The organism is Pseudomonas sp. NPDC089734, from assembly GCF_044748865.1.
Classification (GTDB): Bacteria; Pseudomonadota; Gammaproteobacteria; order Pseudomonadales; family Pseudomonadaceae; genus Aquipseudomonas.
Genome location: NZ_JBIVGV010000002.1, coordinates 362976 through 379794, shown reverse-complemented (window position 1 = coordinate 379794; position 16819 = coordinate 362976). Strand labels below are relative to the sequence as shown.

Genomic DNA, 16819 nt, shown 5'->3' with positions numbered 1-16819 from the left:
GACCTTCACTGCTGGAAACGCTTTATTTCTCGGGGGGAACGTAGCCTTCGGCCTTGGCGTATTCCTCGCCGGAGAGGAACTTGTCCATCTCGGTCTGGAGGAATTTCCGGTCTTCGGCGTTCATCATGTTCAGGCGACGTTCGTTGATGAGCAGGGTCTGGTGCTTCTGCCAGTCGGCCCAGGCTTTCTGCGAGACGTGGTTGAAAATGTCTTCGCCTTTGGCGCCCGGGTAGGGTGCGCGTTCCAGGCCGGGCAGTTCTTCTTTGTATTTGCGGCACATTACAGTGCGGGTCATGACAGCTCTCCTGCATTCAATACATCGGCTGCACGTTTGAGCAGCTTTTTCACCGGGGCGGCAAGGCCCAGGCGCGGCGGGGTGGCGAGGTTATACCAGAGCCAGTCGGCTTCGGCCACGTGATGGACAGACTCCTGAACCTGCACCAGCCAGGGTTCGATGCTCAGTTGAAAGTGGCTGAAGGTGTGGACCAGTTCCGGTAGCTCATGATGTTTGCCCAGCTCCAGCGAATGCTGCTGCGCCAGATCCTGAAGGTCATCGAAGTCATCCAGTTCCGGCAGGCTCCACAGGCCGCCCCACAGGCCGCTGGAAGGACGGCGGTAAAGCAGGATGGCACCGTCGCGGTTGGCGAGCATCGGCATCAGCGTACGTTTTTGTGGAACGGTCTTGCGTGGCTTGGGTACCGGGTAGCGGGTTTCCAGGCCGAGCATGTGCGCTTCGCAACCACGTTCCAGCGGGCAGAGCAGGCAACTGGGCTTGCTACGGGTACAGAGCGTGGCACCCAGGTCCATCATCGCCTGGGTGTAGTTGTTCACGCGGGCGTGCGGTGTGAAGCGCTCGGCAGTGGCCCATAGCTGCTTCGCGACCCTGGGTTCACCGGGGTAGCCTTCCTGGGCGGTGAAACGTGCCAGGACGCGCTTGACGTTGCCGTCGAGGATCGGGGCCCGTATACCCATGCTCAGGCTGGCAATCGCGCCTGCGGTCGACAGGCCGATACCGGGCAACTGCGTGAGCTGTTCCACATCGTGGGGGAACTCACCGCCGTGTTCTGCCACGACGATTCTGGCGGCTTTTTGCAGATTGCGGGCGCGGGTGTAGTAGCCCAGCCCGGTCCACAGGTGCAGCACTTCGTCTTCCGGCGCTTCCGCCAGGGCCTGCACGGTGGGCAATGCCTCCATGAAGCGGTCGAAGTAGTTCAGCACGGTGCTGACCTGCGTCTGTTGCAGCATGATTTCCGATACCCAGACGCGGTAAGGGGTGATGCCTTGCTGCCATGGTAGGTCGTGCCGGCCATGGCTGTCGTACCAGCTCAATACGGCGCTGGAAAATTGCTCGGGTTGCATGACGGAGTCAGTTCTCATCGTTTGAACAGGTTCTTGAGGGCGTCCTTGAGTTCAGGGCTGACTTTGTCGCCGAGCTTTTCATCCAGTTTTTCGTTGAGCTTTTCATTGAGGCGTTCGCCTGCCAGTTTTGCCGCGATCTGGCCGATGCCTTCCTTGTCGAGACGACAGGCCTTGGCACCCAGCTCCAGCGGGCCACGGCACTGGACCGGCCATTCGATCCCCACATAACGCGGGTTGACCTCACAGGCCGGGTCCGGCATGTCGCTCTTGTCGCCTTCAATGATGATGCCCAGGCGATAGTTCATGCCCAGTACACGGAGATCGACATCGCCATTGCCGTTGACGGTCAGGCCCGGGATACGCGCCTTGAGGTCCGGGTTACTGGCCACACCGTTACGGAATGTCAGGTTGCCATTGAGTTGCTGGAACGGCGTGTCCTTGCCGCGAGGCTCGCCGGAGAGCGTCTTGCGGTTGAGGGTCGAGATGCCCTGGCACAGTTGCTGTTCAAGGTTGGCGTTGACCAGGACACCGTTGTTGAGCACAAAGCCGGCCGTGCCGTTAAGGCTGTCGACGATGGCTTTTTCACTGTTGCCCTTGCCGGTCAGGTCGCTATTGAGCGTCAGCAGGCCTCTGACGGGCGGTGTCTGGCCCTGGCTTTCCAGAACGCGTTCGACAGGAACCCGGGCGACTTTGGCCTGTACGCTGGCCAACGGCACATCGGGACGTGCGTCGAGGTTGCCCTTGAGCTCGAAATTACCGTTGTAGAGGTCGCCACGCAGACTGTCGACTTTGATGACGCCGTTCAATGCCTGTGTCTTGAGGGCGGCATTGTCGATAGGCAACTTGTCGATCACCAGCTTGCCGAAGCTCAGGTCGGCTTCGACATCGAGGGTACGCAAGCGCTCAAGAGGTAACAGCTTGGTGGTGCTCCAGGCCGCTTTGGTCGGCTGGTCAGGCAGGGGCGTCGTGCCGGAGGCCGCAGCGGCTTCACCGCTCTGGACTTCGGATTTGCGGGCGGCCTTGGCGCTTTTGCTTTCTTCGCTTTCAGCCGGGCGATAGCGGTCGGCATTGAATGTGTCGGCCTTGAGCTGAAGACGCAGGGCCTGCCTGGCGAAGTCGTCAACGGCGATGCGGCCGGTAAAGGTGCTGTCGTCGAGTTTCAGGTTGACGTCTTCGAGTGCCAGGCTGGTGGGCGTGCCGCTCAGGCGGGTGACCATTTCGACCTTGCTCAGCGCGCCTTCGGCCATGGGGGGCAATGGCTGGCCGATATTGTCGAAGAAGCTGCGCATATCGAACTGCGCGATGGACAGGCCGCCGCTGATCTGGGGTGTCTTGTCCAGATCACGGGCCCGTAGTTCACCCAGGGCTCGCAACTGGTTGGCGGAAATCTTCAGGCTGTTCCATTCCGCGATATTGGCGGCCAGGTCCACCAGAAGCTGGCCCTGAGCGGCGAAGGTCACGACCTTGCCCTGTAACGGTTCACCAGCGGCATCGCCTGACAGGCGCATGTCCTCGAACTGATAGCGCTTGAGTGCGCGATCCAGACGCAGGTCGCCGACCAGTTCGGTGCGGACCCGTACAACCGGCTGGTTGGTGCTCAGGAAGGCGGTCAGCTTGATTGCAATGTCGGAGGCTTCACGCACCGGGCCGGTGCTCAACTGGATGCTTTCGGCGGTAAAGGTCCGGCCTTTGCGAGCGTCGCTGTACTCAACACGGGCGTTGTTGACGGTCAGGCTGTCGATATCCAGCTTGATGGGCCTGGAGGGTTTGGCCGGCTTTTCTGCTTCCGCCGGGGACGCGGAGGACGGTTGTTCCGGGGCCGCCGCGGTTGCGGGCTTACCGATGTCCTCCCAGTTGCCATGCCCGTTTTCGTCACGGTTGAGGCGCAGGTTCAGGCCTTCTACCCGTATGTCGCTCATCTGGACTTCGCGGCGCAACAGCGGCAGGACCCGAACCGAAAGCCCCAGCATCTGCAGGTCGGCAAAGGGTGTCGTGGGGGCATTCAGGTTGGCGACGCTGGCGTCATGCAGCTCCAGACCCAGCCAGGGGAACAGGCTCCAGCCGATATCGCCATTGAGCGTCAGTTCCACATTGGCCTTGTCGCGTGCCAGTTGTCGAATCTCGTCTTTGTAGTCGTTGGGATCAAACAGATGGGTCAAGGCGAAGCCGAGAGCCACGATGATCAGCAGCAACCCGAGAATAAACAGCCCCAGGATTTTGCCGAACGCTTTCATGGGCGAGTCCTTGTTATCGATCGTTCAAAAAATAGCCCACGAGTATACCGTTCTCAGGCGTGTACCGGGCTTTGGATGCCCTCGGTGCCTGTTGCCGGAGTTTTCAGGTGTCTGTGACGTCCAGCGGCACGTTGAGCTTGGCCGCCAGGGCCAGGACTTCGGGAAGCGCGGCGGCTGTCTGCAAGCGTAGTTCGCAACCTGCTTCCATGGCCGATTTCCGCGCATCAGTCACAAGGCGTTCGGCCACCCCTCGTCGACGAGTGAGGGCGCGCACGCAAAGATGTGACAAGTGCCAGGTCCGGGCGGTTCGATCCAGTCGTGCCGCTCCCAGAAGCCGGTCATTGAAACGGGCGGCCAGCAATGTTCCTTCTTCTTCCATTGTTTTTATTAATTGCGGTGCGTCGATGAACGGTGAGAACAGCGCCTGCGGTGCATCGCGATATATCTTTTGAAGATCTTCCTGATCCTGATAAGTGGGGGAATTAATAATCCCAACTAAGACCGGCATTCTTTACCTCGGCACACAATTGATTGTATCTATTGCTTCATAGATGGCATGGATTGGATAAGTAATTAAATGATGTAACACGATACTTACAGCCTCTAGTAAGTGGTAGTCTCTCGCCATCGCTGGCAGGGTGCGGCTTTTTGCCACGCCCTTGGAAGTTTCACCAATAAAACAATCAGGGCCGTTCGGGCATGGAGATTGTGGGTGGGGCCAGCGAAAAGTCCTGCGAGCATTACACATTTGGGGGTAATAACAATGAGCACAAGCACGGCCTTGGGCGGCTCCACCGCTCAGCCCGCGTTCTTGTCAAAGGAACGCATCATCGCCAAGCCCGGTTTCAACCGTTGGCTGGTTCCGCCAGCAGCGTTGGCCATCCATCTCTGCATCGGCATGGCTTACGGCTTCTCGGTCTTCTGGTTGCCGCTGTCCAAAGCCATCGGCATCTCGGCTCCCGTAGCCTGTACACCTGACATGGGTTTCTTCGCACAGGTCTTCTCGTCGACCTGTGACTGGCAAATCTCCATGCTGGGCTGGATCTACACCCTGTTCTTCATCTTCCTGGGTTGCTCGGCTGCCATCTGGGGTGGCTGGCTTGAACACGCTGGCCCGCGCAAGGCCGGTGTGGTTTCGGCTCTGTGCTGGTGCGGTGGTCTGCTGATTTCCGCGCTCGGTATCTATACCCACCAGATCTGGCTGATGTGGCTTGGTTCCGGTGTGATTGGGGGTATCGGCCTGGGACTGGGTTATATCTCCCCCGTTTCGACCCTGATCAAGTGGTTCCCGGACAAGCGCGGCATGGCGACCGGCATGGCGATCATGGGCTTCGGCGGTGGTGCGATGGTCGGTGCACCTCTGGCCACGGCTCTGATGGGCTACTTTGCCTCCGCTGAAAGCGTTGGCGTATGGCAGAGCTTCGTGGTGATGGCGGTGATCTACTTCATCTTCATGATCGGCGGTGCTCTGGGCTACCGCGTTCCACCGACAGGCTGGAAGCCTGAAGGCTGGACGGCTCCTGCCAAGAAAGCCAGCAATGCAATGATCACCAACCGTCACGTACACGTGAGTGTGGCCTGGAAAACGCCGCAATTCCGTCTGGTATGGCTGGTGCTGTGCCTGAACGTTTCGGCGGGTATCGGTATCCTGGGCATGGCGTCGCCACTGCTGCAGGAAGTGTTCGCCGGTAAACTGCTGGGCAACGACCTGACGTTCAGCCAGCTCAGCGCCGACCAGCTCAAAGCCATCGCAGCCATTGCGGCAGGCTTTACCGGTCTGTTGAGCCTGTTCAACATCGGTGGTCGTTTCTTCTGGGCTTCGTGCTCCGACTACATCGGTCGTAAAGCGACCTACTTCGTGTTCTTTGCGCTGGGCTTCCTGTTGTATGCGTCGGTCCCGACCCTGAGCCACATTGGCAGCGTTGCGCTGTTCGTCGCGGCCTTCTGCGTCGTGCTGTCGATGTACGGCGGCGGTTTCGCAACCGTTCCGGCCTACCTGGCCGACCTGTTCGGTACTCAAATGGTCGGTGCCATTCACGGTCGTCTGCTGACCGCATGGGCCGCGGCCGGTGTACTGGGTCCGGTTCTGGTCAACTACCTGCGTGAATATCAGCTCAGCCACGGCGTTGCCCGTGCTGCAGCGTACGACATCACCCTGTACATCCTGGCTGGTCTGCTGGTCCTGGGCTTCATCTGCAACCTGCTGATTCGTCCGGTTGCCGACAAGTACTTCATGACTGAAGAAGAACTGGCTGCCGAGCAAGCCATCGGTCATGACAAGGGTGCTGCTGCAACCACTTCGCTGGAATGGAAAGCCTCCGAAGGCAGCAAGCCGTTCGTCATTGCCGCCTGGCTGGCTGTCGGTATTCCTCTGGCGTGGGGTGTGTGGGTGACCCTGCAAAAGACGGCCGTACTGTTTAACTAAACCGTAGGGCAACAAAAAAGCGCCTGCACAGCGATGTGCAGGCGCTTTTTCATGGGCGTCGATTACTGGTTTTCGGCAACCAGGTTCTTGGCCAGGATTGCATTGGCCAGCTCCATGTCCGTTGCATTCAGACCTGGATTGTCCTTGCGGACCTGCTGGATGGCCGCTTCCAGGAAGGGGCCGCGAATGCCGCCATCGCTGGCGACGAAACTGCCTGCGTCATCCTGTGCGGCCACAATCAACTTGTGATCCTTGAAGGTCAGGTAGGTCGAACCGGTGGTTGCACCGGAAGAGATCACGTTACGCCAGAAACCGTCGGCCATCGCTGAACCGACCGGAAGTGACAGTAAGGCACATGTGATGACAGCAAGTTTGAGACGCATGGTGAAGTACTCCGACTGTGGTTGTTCTGCTGGGTTTGATTGTCGGAGTACGGCGGTAGTTCAATTGCGTTCGGGGCCAGGGTTTCAATCCGTGACCGCTTCGACTTTCAGGATCACGCCTTCCTGGCCCACGACACGCACCAGACTGCCGACGGGCGAGTCCGGGCCTGCCGCGATCCAGACACTGTCTCCGGCCTTGATCTTGCCCCGTCCATCGACAATCGCGGTCTGGACCGTAAAGGTGCGGCCGATCAGTTCCTGACCGCGCATGTTCAGGCCCGGTTGATCCGAGGGCCGCGTCATGCTGCGTTGCCGATGCCACCAGTACACGGCCGTCAACACGGCCAGCAGGGCAAAAAGCAGGAACTGAAGAGTCCACGGCATTTCGGGTATGAAGAACGTCAGCACGCCGACGGCTGCCGCCGCCATGCCGATCCACAGCAGATAGCCGCCGGCACCGAACACCTCGAAGATCAGCAGCACCGTGCCCAGCCCGAGCCAGTCCCAGGCTGACAGGTTGTGCAGAAAATTCATCGTCAGAACCTCAGGATTTCTGGTTGAAAGTGGATTTGACGATTTCTCCGATACCGCCCACCGCGCCGATCACCTGGCTGGCCTCCAGCGGCATCAGGATCACTTTGCTGTTATTGGCGGATGCCAGTTTGCCGAGGGCGTCGACGTACTTCTGCGCGACAAAGTAGTTGATGGCCTGGACGTTGCCGCTGGCAATCGCTTCGGACACCACCTGGGTGGCCCGGGCTTCTGCTTCGGCCTGACGCTCCCGTGCTTCGGATTCAAGGAAAGCGGCCTGACGACCACCCTCGGCCTCCAGGATCTGTGCCTGTTTCTTGCCTTCAGCCGTGAGAATGGCGGCAGCTCGCAAACCTTCGGCTTCGAGGATTTGCGCCCGCTTGATCCGTTCGGCTTTCATCTGGCCGGACATGGCGGCCATCAAGTCGGCCGGAGGGCTGATGTCCTTGATTTCAATACGCGTGATCTTGATGCCCCACGGCGCGGTCGCTTCATCGACCGTGCGCAGCAGGCGCTCGTTGATGTTGTCGCGCTGGCTGAGCATGGCATCCAGCTCCATGGAGCCGAGCACGGTACGGATATTGGTTTGCAGCAGATTGCGGATGGCATGTTCGAGGTTGTTGACCTCGTAGGCAGCCTGGGCGGTGTTGACCACCTGAAAGAAGCACACGGCATCGATCTGCACGGTGGCGTTGTCGGAAGTAATGACCTCCTGGGGAGGGATATCCAGCACGCTTTCCATGACATTGATCTTGTGCCCGATGCGATCCATGACGGGCATGATGATATTCAGGCCCGGCTTGAGCGTGGTCGTATAACGTCCAAAGCGCTCTACGGTCCATTGATAGCCTTGCGGTACCACCTTGAAGCCCATGAACAAAATTGCGACCGCCAGACCGACGAATAACAGAACCACACTGCCGATTTGCATAACCTTTCCCTGTCTTTTACGAATGTTGAGTCAAATGCCGCTTATTTGGGTGAATACCGGCATGTTGAGGTGTTCTTCAGCGCTGCTCGCTTTGTGGCGTGACCCGCAGCACTTCTTCCAGTGTCGTCAGCCCTGCCGAGACTTTTTGGGCGCCTGACAGACGCAGGCTGCGCATGCCTTCCTTGAAGGCCTGGCGGCGCATGGCAGTCAGGTCCAGGTCGGCGCTGATCAAGGCTTTCACACTGTCGGACATAAGCATGATCTCGTAGACACCTGCTCGTCCACGGTAACCTGTTTCACGGCACTCCACGCAGCCCACGGCCTGGTGCGCGCCAGCAGGCACCGGTGCTTGCCAGGGGCGTGTCAGGGTCTGCCAGTCGGTCTCGTTCAGGTTGATCGGGGCCTTGCAATGCGGGCACAGGGTACGGACCAGTCGCTGTGCCATGACGCCAAGAATCGTGGCCTTGAGCAGGTAATGGGGAACCCCGAGTTCCAGCATCCGACTGATGGCGCTGGGCGCATCGTTGGTGTGCAGGGTCGATAGCACCAGGTGGCCGGTCAAGGCAGCCTGAATGGCCATTTCTGCGGTTTCCAGGTCGCGAATCTCGCCGATCATGATGATATCGGGGTCCTGTCGCATCAAGGCCCGCACGCCGCTGGCGAACGTCAGGTCGATATTGTGTTGAACCTGCATCTGGTTGAAGGCCGGTTCGACCATTTCAATGGGGTCTTCAATGGTGCACAGGTTGACCTCGGAGGTCGCCAGCTTCTTGAGCGTGGTGTAGAGCGTCGTGGTCTTGCCCGAACCGGTCGGGCCGGTGACCAGAATGATGCCGTTGGGCTGGGTGGTCATGCCTTGCCAGCGGCGCAGGTCATCGCTGGAAAAGCCCAGTTGGTCGAATTCCTTGAGCAGCACCTCGGGGTCGAAAATCCGCATCACCATCTTTTCGCCAAACGCGGTGGGCAGGGTCGAGAGGCGCAATTCCACTTCACCCCCGCCGGGAGTGGTGGTCTTGACCCGTCCGTCCTGTGGTTTGCGTTTTTCGGCGACGTTCATCCGTCCAAGGCTCTTCAGGCGGCTGACCACGGCCATGGTGACCTGTGACGGGAATTGATAAACGTTATGCAGCACGCCGTCGATGCGGAAGCGGACAGTGCCCTGTTCCCGGCGCGGCTCGATATGGATATCGCTGGCACGTTGCTGGAAGGCGTACTGAAACAGCCAGTCGACGATATTGACGATGTGAGCGTCGTTGGCATCCGGTTCCTGATCGCTGGCCCCGAGCTTGAGCAACTGCTCGAAGTTGCCCATGTTGCTCATTTTCTGATCGGTGGAGCTGGCTCCGCTCACGGATTTCGCCAGCCTGAAGAATTCCACTGTCATGCGCTGGATATCGACCGGGTTGGCCACCACACGCTTGATCGACAGCTTCAGCACATGGGCCAGGTCGGCCTCCCAGGCGCAGACATAAGGCTGGGCACTGGCGATGGTGACGGTTTCGCGATCGACCGCCACGGCAAGGATCTTGTGGCGTTGGGCAAAGGCGTAAGACATCAGTGGTGTCACGGCGGCCACATTGATCTTCAACGGATCGATGCGCATGTACGGCTGATCGCATTGCTGGGCGAGCCAACTGGTCAGGGTTTCCAGGTCGAGCTTCTTGCCGGTACGCTTGAGGTCGTCGAACTGCAGAGAGGCCAGGAACTCCAGCGGATGGAGTTGGATGTTCGCTGCGCTGCGGCGTTGAGTGAGGGCGGTTTCTGCATCGCTCTGGGCGAGGAAACCTTGAGCGACCAGATCGCGTAACAGATCGTTCAGATCGAGCCAGCGATCCTGTGACGATGGGGCGAGGACTGCCATGCGGGCTCCTTGAGACAATTCATCATCGGACGATGAGCAGAGTAGTCTCCAAGCGTGCCAGTGTTGAGCCCTCTATGCGACCGGGAATTGCGAATCTTTGCCAGACAATTCAGCTGGCGGCCAGTGCCACGGGCTGATGTACGGTGTCTGCGGCATGGATGGGGTCGACCTCGACCGAGCAGACGTCGATCAGATTGCGCATTTTTTCACCAATGACCTGTGCACGGTGCCAGCTCAGCCCGTCGACCTCGACCTCAATGCTCAGCATCTGGTCCTGTCGTTCGACACTGACATGGCGTGGCGTCAGGTATTGCATCGCGAACAGGTTCAGAACCTGGCACAACAAGGCGGGCTCGGCTTCTGCCAGCACCTGATAGCGCGCGCAGCATGAAACATTAATGGGAGACCATGTATCCGGGCGTCCTTGCGGTGCTGCAACGGCTTCAAGAGTGGGCATGCAGGTCTCTCCTGTATTGATGGGAGGGCATTTTTGCACGTTGAAACAGAATTTTCTGGTCTATGATGAGTAGGTTTTGAATTTTTTAGACTTGTTAATGCGGTAATTAAATTAAATAAGGATTGTTTATGTCGATTGAGCTGGATGCTTATGATCGAAAGATTCTGGCGCTGCTTCAGGAAGATGCTTCGCTTTCCAGTGCGCAAGTTGCCGAGCAGGTGGGGTTGTCGCAATCACCCTGTTGGCGGCGTATCCAACGATTGAAAGATGAAGGCGTGATACGGCGTCAGGTGACCTTGCTGGACCGCAAGAAAATCGGCCTCAACACCCAGATATTCGCCGAGGTCAAACTCAACGCCCACGGGCGTTCCAACTTCACCGAGTTCACCGATTCGATTCGTGGCTTTCCGGAAGTCTTGGAGTGTTACGTGTTGATGGGGTCGGTGGACTTTCTGCTGCGTATCGTGACGCCGGATATCGAAGCGTATGAGCGGTTCTTCTTCGAGAAGCTGTCGCTGGTGCCGGGGATTCAGGAAGTGAATTCGACCGTGGCGTTATCCGAGATCAAATCCACGACCAGCCTGCCGATTGTGAAGTAGTGTCTCTTCGCGACTGAAGTCGCTCCTGCGAATGCCGTGGGAGCGAATTCAGTCGCGAACAACGGTCACATACGCAACAGAAGTTTCCAGGCGCGGCTCTGGGAAACGGTCAGCGCCTGATGGGCACGGGCTTCGAGAACTTCATCGCTGATGTCCTGATTGGCCAGTTGCTCCAGCTTGTTCAACTCGCCATACAGACGATCCGGCTCCGGTAGCTCCAGAGTGCCGCGTGCCCGGTGCAGCCAGGCCTGGATGCGTTCGATACGAGGCAGTTGTTCGGCCAGGTCTTCGGGTTGTTGCTGATAGCGACCCAGTTGCAGGGCGGTGGCTTCGTCAGCTAGCAGGCGTGGCAACCAGCTTGCCAGCAGCGCCGCACCCTGGCGATTGCCGCGATTGCTGCGTTCGGCTGTCCAGCTGCGGTCCAGCAGCCAGCGCGAGGTGTTCAGCGAGAACTCGCCCCAACGGGTGTCCTGAAGCTCTTCGAGGAATTGCTCGTGGGCCGCGTTGCGCACGTCCTCGTCCTCCTGACCCGCCTGAACCAGCGGACGCCAGTCTTCCAGCAGGGCGTCCAGAGAGGTACGCAGTTGGGCTGTCGAAGCGCGAGGTGCGGCCTGACCCAGGCTGCTGGTCAGTGCGCGCAGTTCGGCCAGCAGTTCGACCCACTCTTGCAGCAGGCGCCAGTGGCCGTTGAAGCGGTATTGCTCGGCCAGACGCTGGCTGCTGGCCAGCAAATGCCAGGCGAGCGCCGAGTAGGCGTCGTCCAGTGGCGTTTCGGCGTTCAGTTGCGGCGCAGGCAGGCTCAGGGAGTAGCTGTTGGCATCGAACAGGCGATAGCCGCGCTCCGCCTTGCTGATGTCGCATGGCATCAGAGGCAGGGTAGCGGCCAGTTCGGCGGCCAGCTCCAGCAATGCAGCGGACTCGCCCTCACGCAATTCCAGTTCCAGCTCGCAGATTTCTTCTTTCTGTTTGCCGGCCACTACATGACCCAGGTCCAGTGCGGCTTCGATCACGACCTTGGTCTTGCCGCGACCCCAGGCAATTTCGGCCTTCTCACGGGTGAAATCGGTGCTGAACAGCGGCTTGATGGTTTTCTTGTCCAGGTCGGCCAGTTGCTCGGGCCAGCAGTCGCCTTCGAGCTTTTTCAGGTCCAGTTTGGCCTTTGGCAGGTCCCAGTTGAACTCGTTGCGCTCGGACAGGCCGGCCACGCTTTGCCCGCGAGTCTTCAACGTCTGGATGAGGCGGTCGCCATCGCGACGAATGCGCAGGGCCACCTTGGCCTTGGCCAGATCGCGTTCGGGGGTATCGAAATACTGGTTAGACAGCTCGATACGCTCCCAGCCACTTTTGTTGCGTTTCTTCAGCAACGGGTGCTCGCGCAGGGCGGCGAGGGTCTCGCGGCTGACGCGGAGTTTGATTTCGGTTTCTTTTTGCATGGCCGGAGAGTCCAAACGCTGATACTGATAACGGGGCGCAACCCATGAATCACGGTTGCTGAGGGCGGCAGTGTACAGGACATGGCCTGTAACGGTTTATTCCCGAGGCGCTATAGCCCTATGATGGTCCGTGTTTCGTCCCGATTACAGGAAGCGCCCATGCCCTTGCCGTCCATGAAAGATCAGTTCGCCGCGTTGATTGCCGCGCCTTCGGTGAGTTGCACCCAGCCTTCTCTGGATCAATCCAACCGCGCCGTGATCGATCTGCTGGCGGGCTGGCTGGGCGACCTGGGGTTCGCCTGTGAGATTCAGCAGGTCTCACCGGGCAAGTTCAACCTTCTGGCGACATATGGTTCAGGCCCCGGCGGCCTGGTTCTGGCCGGTCACAGTGACACCGTGCCGTTCGATGAAGCGCTGTGGAAAACCGATCCCCTGAAACTGACCGAGGTCGATGGCCGCTGGGTTGGCCTGGGCAGTTGTGACATGAAAGGTTTTTTCGCGCTTGTTATCGAGGCCGTGCGAGGCGTGCTCGATCAACCCTTCAAGCAGCCGCTGCTGATTCTCGCCACCTGCGACGAGGAAAGCTCGATGGCCGGTGCGCGCGCCCTGGCCGAGGCCGGTCGTCCGCTGGGACGTGCTGCCGTGATTGGCGAGCCGACCGGCCTCAAGCCGATTCGCCTGCACAAGGGCGTGATGATGGAGCGGATCGACATTCTGGGGCGCAGCGGGCACTCATCCGATCCCAGCCTGGGGCACAGCGCGCTGGAGGCCATGCATGATGCGATCGGCGCACTCAAGGGGCTGCGCCAGCAATGGCAGCTCGAATACCGCAACCCGCAGTTCAGCGTGCCGCAGCCGACGATGAATTTTGGCTGCATCCATGGTGGCGACAACCCGAACCGGATCTGTGGGCAATGCTCGCTGGAGTTCGACCTGCGCCCGCTGCCGGGCATGGACCCGGAGGTCCTGCGTGCGGCCATTCGGCAAAAGCTTCAGCCGCTGGCCGAGGCGCATCAGGTGCAGATCGACTACGCCCCGTTGTTTCAGGAGTGCGCCCCTTTCGAGCAACCTGCGGATGCGGAACTGGTGCGGGTGGCCGAGCGTCTTACCGGTCATACGGCAGCGGCAGTAGCATTTGGCACTGAAGCGCCTTATCTTCAGCGTCTTGGCTGCGAAACACTGGTTTTGGGCCCAGGTGACATCGCGTGTGCACATCAGCCGGGCGAATACCTTGAAATGTCACGCCTGGAGCCTACAGTGCGTCTGTTACGTCAGCTGATCGAACATTATTGCCTGAGCCCTCAATAAAACGGGCCAGACAGAACCTGATAAAGAAGGAGATTGCGCGTGTTGCCAAGCCTGTTCCGACGATAACCACCACACCGTTGTGCGTGTTTCTGTCTTTCGTCCATCTTTTTACAGGCTCTTGCGGTTATGCCCGATTACGTTAACTGGCTTCGTCACGCGTCTCCTTACATCAATGCCCACCGCGACTGCACCTTTGTCGTCATGCTGCCCGGCGACGGTGTTGCGCACCCCAATTTCGGCAATATCGTCCACGACCTGGTGCTGCTGCACAGCCTGGGTGTGCGACTGGTGCTGGTTCACGGTTCCCGGCCACAGATTGAAAGCCGCCTGGCCCAGCGCGGCCTGACGCCTCGCTACTATCGCGACCTGCGCATCACCGATGCCGAAACGCTGGAGTGCGTGATCGATGCCGTGGGGCAACTGCGTATTTCCATCGAGGCGCGCCTGTCCATGGACATGGCCGCATCGCCGATGCAGGGCTCGCGGTTGCGGGTCACCAGCGGCAATGTCGTGACGGCACGGCCTATCGGCGTGCTTGAGGGTGTCGATTACCAGCACACCGGCGAAGTGCGCCGGGTTGACCGCAAGGGTATCAACCGCCTGCTGGACGAGCGGCACATCGTGCTTCTGTCGCCATTGGGCTATTCGCCGACCGGCGAGATCTTCAACCTTGCCTGCGAAGATGTGGCCACTCGCGCGGCCATCGACCTGGGTGCCGACAAATTGCTGTTGTTCGGTGCCGAGACCGGTCTGCTGGATGAGCAGGGCCGTCTGGTCCGTGAGCTGCGCCCGCAGCAGGTGCCGGCGCATCTGCTGCGTCTGGGCAACAACTATCAGGCCGAGCTGCTGGATGCCGCCGCCGAAGCTTGCCGTGGCGGTGTAGGCCGCAGTCATATCGTCAGCTATGCCGAAGACGGTGCCTTGCTGAACGAACTGTTCACCCGCGATGGTGGCGGTACGCTGGTTGCCCAGGAACAGTTCGAGCTGGTGCGTGAAGCGGCCATTGAAGACGTGGGTGGTCTGATGGACCTGATCACGCCATTGGAAGAGCAGGGCATTCTGGTACGCCGTTCGCGGGAAGTGCTGGAGCGCGAGATTCAGCAGTTCAGCGTGGTCGAGCGTGAAGGTTTGATCATCGCCTGTGCCGCGCTGTACCCGATTGCGGATTCCGAGGCCGGTGAGCTGGCGTGTCTGGCGGTCAACCCGGAATATCGCCATGGCGGACGCGGGGATGAGCTGCTGGAGCGTATCGAGAGTCGCGCCAGGGCGTTGGGGCTGAAAACCCTGTTCGTGCTCACCACCCGCACCGCGCACTGGTTCCGCGAGCGCGGTTTTGAGCCGAGCAGCGTTGACCGCCTGCCGAGTGCGCGGGCTTCGCTTTATAACTATCAGCGCAACTCGAAGATTTTCGAGAAAGCGCTTTAATCGCGAATGAATTCGCTTCTACCGTACGTGTAGGAGCGAATTCATTCGTGAAGGCTTGTTGTTGATCAATTACTGATCGATAGAATGCTCGCCTGATACGCACCCACGAACGTGTCGAAATCCACGACTTCCTCGGTGGCCTCCAGTTCTGCCTGTTCTGCAATCGACGCTTTCGCCAGTTCCTCGAAATGAGCCTGATCTTCATTGCTCAACGGGTAGTTGCGGAAGTAATCGGCATGCTTCTGGCTTTGACGGAGCGAGAAGGCGGTGAAGCCTTCCTTGTGATCCCGCATGCTGGCCAGGACCTGTGCCGAAGGTGTCAGGGACGCGTCATCGATCTTGGCCTGCTGCGCAGCGAGTGACCGGATGTGTTCGTCGCTGCCGCTGGCCTTGTCCATCAACTGCGCCAATGGTGCGATCTTCTCCAGCAATTCGGTCGCCCAGGCTTTCAGCTCGATGTCTGAATGGTTGCGTTGCAGAGTCAGGCCAGGACGGCGGCCTTCCTTGACCACGGACAGGAAGTTCGAGCCGGCGTTGGCGCACTCGTGGCTGGCCAGTTGCGGGCTTTCCTCAAGGGCGCAGTACAGAATGAAGGCGTCGATGAAACGGGCCTGTTCCAGACTGATACCGGTCGGCAGGAAGGGGTTGATGTCCAGACAGCGGACCTCGACGTACTGCACGCCACGGGCCATCAATGCCTGGATCGGGCGTTCGCCCGAATAGGTCACACGCTTGGGCCGGATATTGGAGTAGTACTCGTTTTCGATCTGCAACACGTTGGTGTTGAGCTGAACCCACTCGCCATTGTGGTCGTGCGTACCGGTTTCCACATACGGCGGGTAGGGCGTAGCCACCGCCTTGCGCAGGCTGTCGGTGTAGCTCACCAGATTGTTGTAGCACGGCGTCAGGTCGGCTTGCGCCTTGCTCTGATAGCCCAGATCGCTCATGCGCAGGCTGGTGGCATACGGCAGATACAGGGTATCGGCGTCGAAATGCTCCAGTTGGTGCGCGCGGCCCCGCAGGAAACCGGCGTCCAGAGCGGGAGAAGCACCGAACAGGTACATCAGCAACCAGCTGTAGCGACGGAAGTTACGGATCAGGGCGATGTAGGAATGCGACTGGTAATCCCGGGCATCACCGGCGAAGTCCTCGGTCTGCTTGAGCAGCGACCAGACGCCTTCGGGCAGCGAGAAGTTGTAATGAATCCCGGCAATGCATTGCATGGTCTTGCCATAACGCAGGGCCAGACCCTTGCGATAGACGTACTTGAGCTTGCCGATATTCGAGGTGCCGTAATAGGCAATCGGAATGTCGTCTTCTGCCGGCAGCGGGCACGGCATGGACGGGCTCCACAGCAGTTCGTCGTTCAACTGGCTGTAGGCAAAACGGTGGATCTTGTCCAGGCTGTCGAGGGTCTGTTCCGGGTCAGCCAGTGCTGGCGTGATGAACTCCAGCAGCGATTCGGAATAGTCGGTCGTGATCATGCCGTTGGTCAGGGCTGATCCCAGAGAAGCCGGGTGGGGCGTCTGTGCCAGTTGTGCCTGATCGGTCACGCGCAGGCATTCACGTTCGATACCGTGCAGGCACTGCTCCAGCAGAGAGAGGTTGTTGCGCTCGCCAAGAAGAGCCAGGCGGCGGTTGAGAAGTTCGCTCAAGGTGGATTCCTTCACGCATCGGTCGCCCCGATATGGGGGTGGACAGAACGGTCTACAAGGGTGAAGAAAGGAACTGGCGTTGTCGCCTGGTTGGGGTCTTTAACGCCTGCTCACGATCACGGCTCTTTGTCGCACTGCCAAAATGGGTTCGACACCACGCTAATGGTGTCGAAATTACCCCAAATCGATTCTATAGAGCTAGCAAGTGATTGCTTTCA

At 59.4% G+C, this 16819-nt stretch carries 15 protein-coding genes; 4 read left to right on the top strand and 11 right to left on the bottom strand.

Translation table 11 applies throughout. The annotated features are described in order from the left end of the window. Positions 1-22 precede the first annotated feature (22 nt). The 4 genes from ACIPY9_RS04370 to ACIPY9_RS04355 form a co-directional block, all read right to left on the bottom strand. Positions 23-295, bottom strand: a complete 273-nt coding sequence (locus tag ACIPY9_RS04370; RefSeq protein WP_400697296.1) for an oxidative damage protection protein — start codon at positions 293-295, stop codon at positions 23-25. Then, positions 292-1359, bottom strand: coding sequence for an A/G-specific adenine glycosylase (gene mutY, locus ACIPY9_RS04365; protein WP_400697294.1), 1068 nt, complete (start codon positions 1357-1359; stop codon positions 292-294). Before mutY ends, ACIPY9_RS04370 begins: the two co-directional genes overlap by 4 nt. A 14-nt stretch (positions 1360-1373) precedes the next feature. Continuing rightward, positions 1374-3593: an AsmA family protein gene (locus tag ACIPY9_RS04360; RefSeq protein ID WP_400697292.1), complete on the bottom strand. Its 2220-nt coding sequence runs from the start codon at positions 3591-3593 to the stop codon at positions 1374-1376. 103 nt (positions 3594-3696) lie between these two features. Further along, a complete protein-coding gene (locus ACIPY9_RS04355; protein WP_400697291.1) occupies positions 3697-4101 on the bottom strand; it encodes an acetyl-CoA sensor PanZ family protein in 405 nt (134 codons plus the stop codon). Between the two features lie 255 nt (positions 4102-4356). On the opposite strand from ACIPY9_RS04355, the gene ACIPY9_RS04350 reads away from it, so the two are divergent. Further along, positions 4357-6018, top strand: coding sequence for an OFA family MFS transporter (locus ACIPY9_RS04350; protein WP_400697289.1), 1662 nt, complete (start codon positions 4357-4359; stop codon positions 6016-6018). Positions 6019-6080: 62 nt separating this feature from the next. Here the strand turns inward: ACIPY9_RS04350 and ACIPY9_RS04345 are convergent, their stop codons facing one another. The 5 genes from ACIPY9_RS04345 to ACIPY9_RS04325 all read right to left on the bottom strand — a co-directional run bounded on the left by ACIPY9_RS04345 (position 6081) and on the right by ACIPY9_RS04325 (position 10181). Then, on the bottom strand, positions 6081-6401 hold the full coding sequence (locus ACIPY9_RS04345) for a DUF2388 domain-containing protein (RefSeq protein WP_201001189.1): 321 nt from the start codon (positions 6399-6401) through the stop codon (positions 6081-6083). A gap of 84 nt (positions 6402-6485) precedes the next feature. After that, positions 6486-6935 carry an NfeD family protein gene (locus ACIPY9_RS04340; RefSeq protein ID WP_400697287.1) on the bottom strand — a complete coding sequence of 150 codons (450 nt, stop codon included), beginning with the start codon at positions 6933-6935 and terminating at the stop codon, positions 6486-6488. 10 nt (positions 6936-6945) lie between these two features. Further along, positions 6946-7863 (bottom strand): SPFH domain-containing protein, encoded by a 918-nt coding sequence (locus ACIPY9_RS04335; protein ID WP_400697286.1) that lies wholly within the window; start codon positions 7861-7863, stop codon positions 6946-6948. A gap of 76 nt (positions 7864-7939) precedes the next feature. Continuing rightward, positions 7940-9724 (bottom strand): GspE/PulE family protein, encoded by a 1785-nt coding sequence (locus tag ACIPY9_RS04330; RefSeq protein WP_400697284.1) that lies wholly within the window; start codon positions 9722-9724, stop codon positions 7940-7942. Between the two features lie 109 nt (positions 9725-9833). Beyond that, a complete protein-coding gene (locus ACIPY9_RS04325) occupies positions 9834-10181 on the bottom strand; it encodes a hypothetical protein (protein ID WP_400697282.1) in 348 nt (115 codons plus the stop codon). Between the two features lie 128 nt (positions 10182-10309). On the opposite strand from ACIPY9_RS04325, the gene ACIPY9_RS04320 reads away from it, so the two are divergent. Beyond that, positions 10310-10780 (top strand): Lrp/AsnC family transcriptional regulator, encoded by a 471-nt coding sequence (locus ACIPY9_RS04320; RefSeq protein WP_400697280.1) that lies wholly within the window; start codon positions 10310-10312, stop codon positions 10778-10780. A 65-nt stretch (positions 10781-10845) separates the two neighbouring features. On the opposite strand, the gene ACIPY9_RS04315 is transcribed toward ACIPY9_RS04320, so the two are convergent. Then, a complete protein-coding gene (locus ACIPY9_RS04315; protein ID WP_400697278.1) occupies positions 10846-12213 on the bottom strand; it encodes an inorganic triphosphatase in 1368 nt (455 codons plus the stop codon). A gap of 159 nt (positions 12214-12372) precedes the next feature. Between ACIPY9_RS04315 and argE the strand changes: the two genes are divergently transcribed. After that, positions 12373-13521: an acetylornithine deacetylase gene (gene argE, locus ACIPY9_RS04310; RefSeq protein ID WP_400697276.1), complete on the top strand. Its 1149-nt coding sequence runs from the start codon at positions 12373-12375 to the stop codon at positions 13519-13521. A 126-nt stretch (positions 13522-13647) separates the two neighbouring features. Continuing rightward, positions 13648-14946 (top strand): amino-acid N-acetyltransferase, encoded by a 1299-nt coding sequence (gene argA / locus ACIPY9_RS04305; protein ID WP_400697274.1) that lies wholly within the window; start codon positions 13648-13650, stop codon positions 14944-14946. 65 nt (positions 14947-15011) lie between these two features. Here argA and gshA read toward each other — a convergent pair whose 3' ends face one another. Beyond that, on the bottom strand, positions 15012-16601 hold the full coding sequence (gshA, locus tag ACIPY9_RS04300; protein WP_400697272.1) for a glutamate--cysteine ligase: 1590 nt from the start codon (positions 16599-16601) through the stop codon (positions 15012-15014). Positions 16602-16819: the final 218 nt, after the last annotated feature.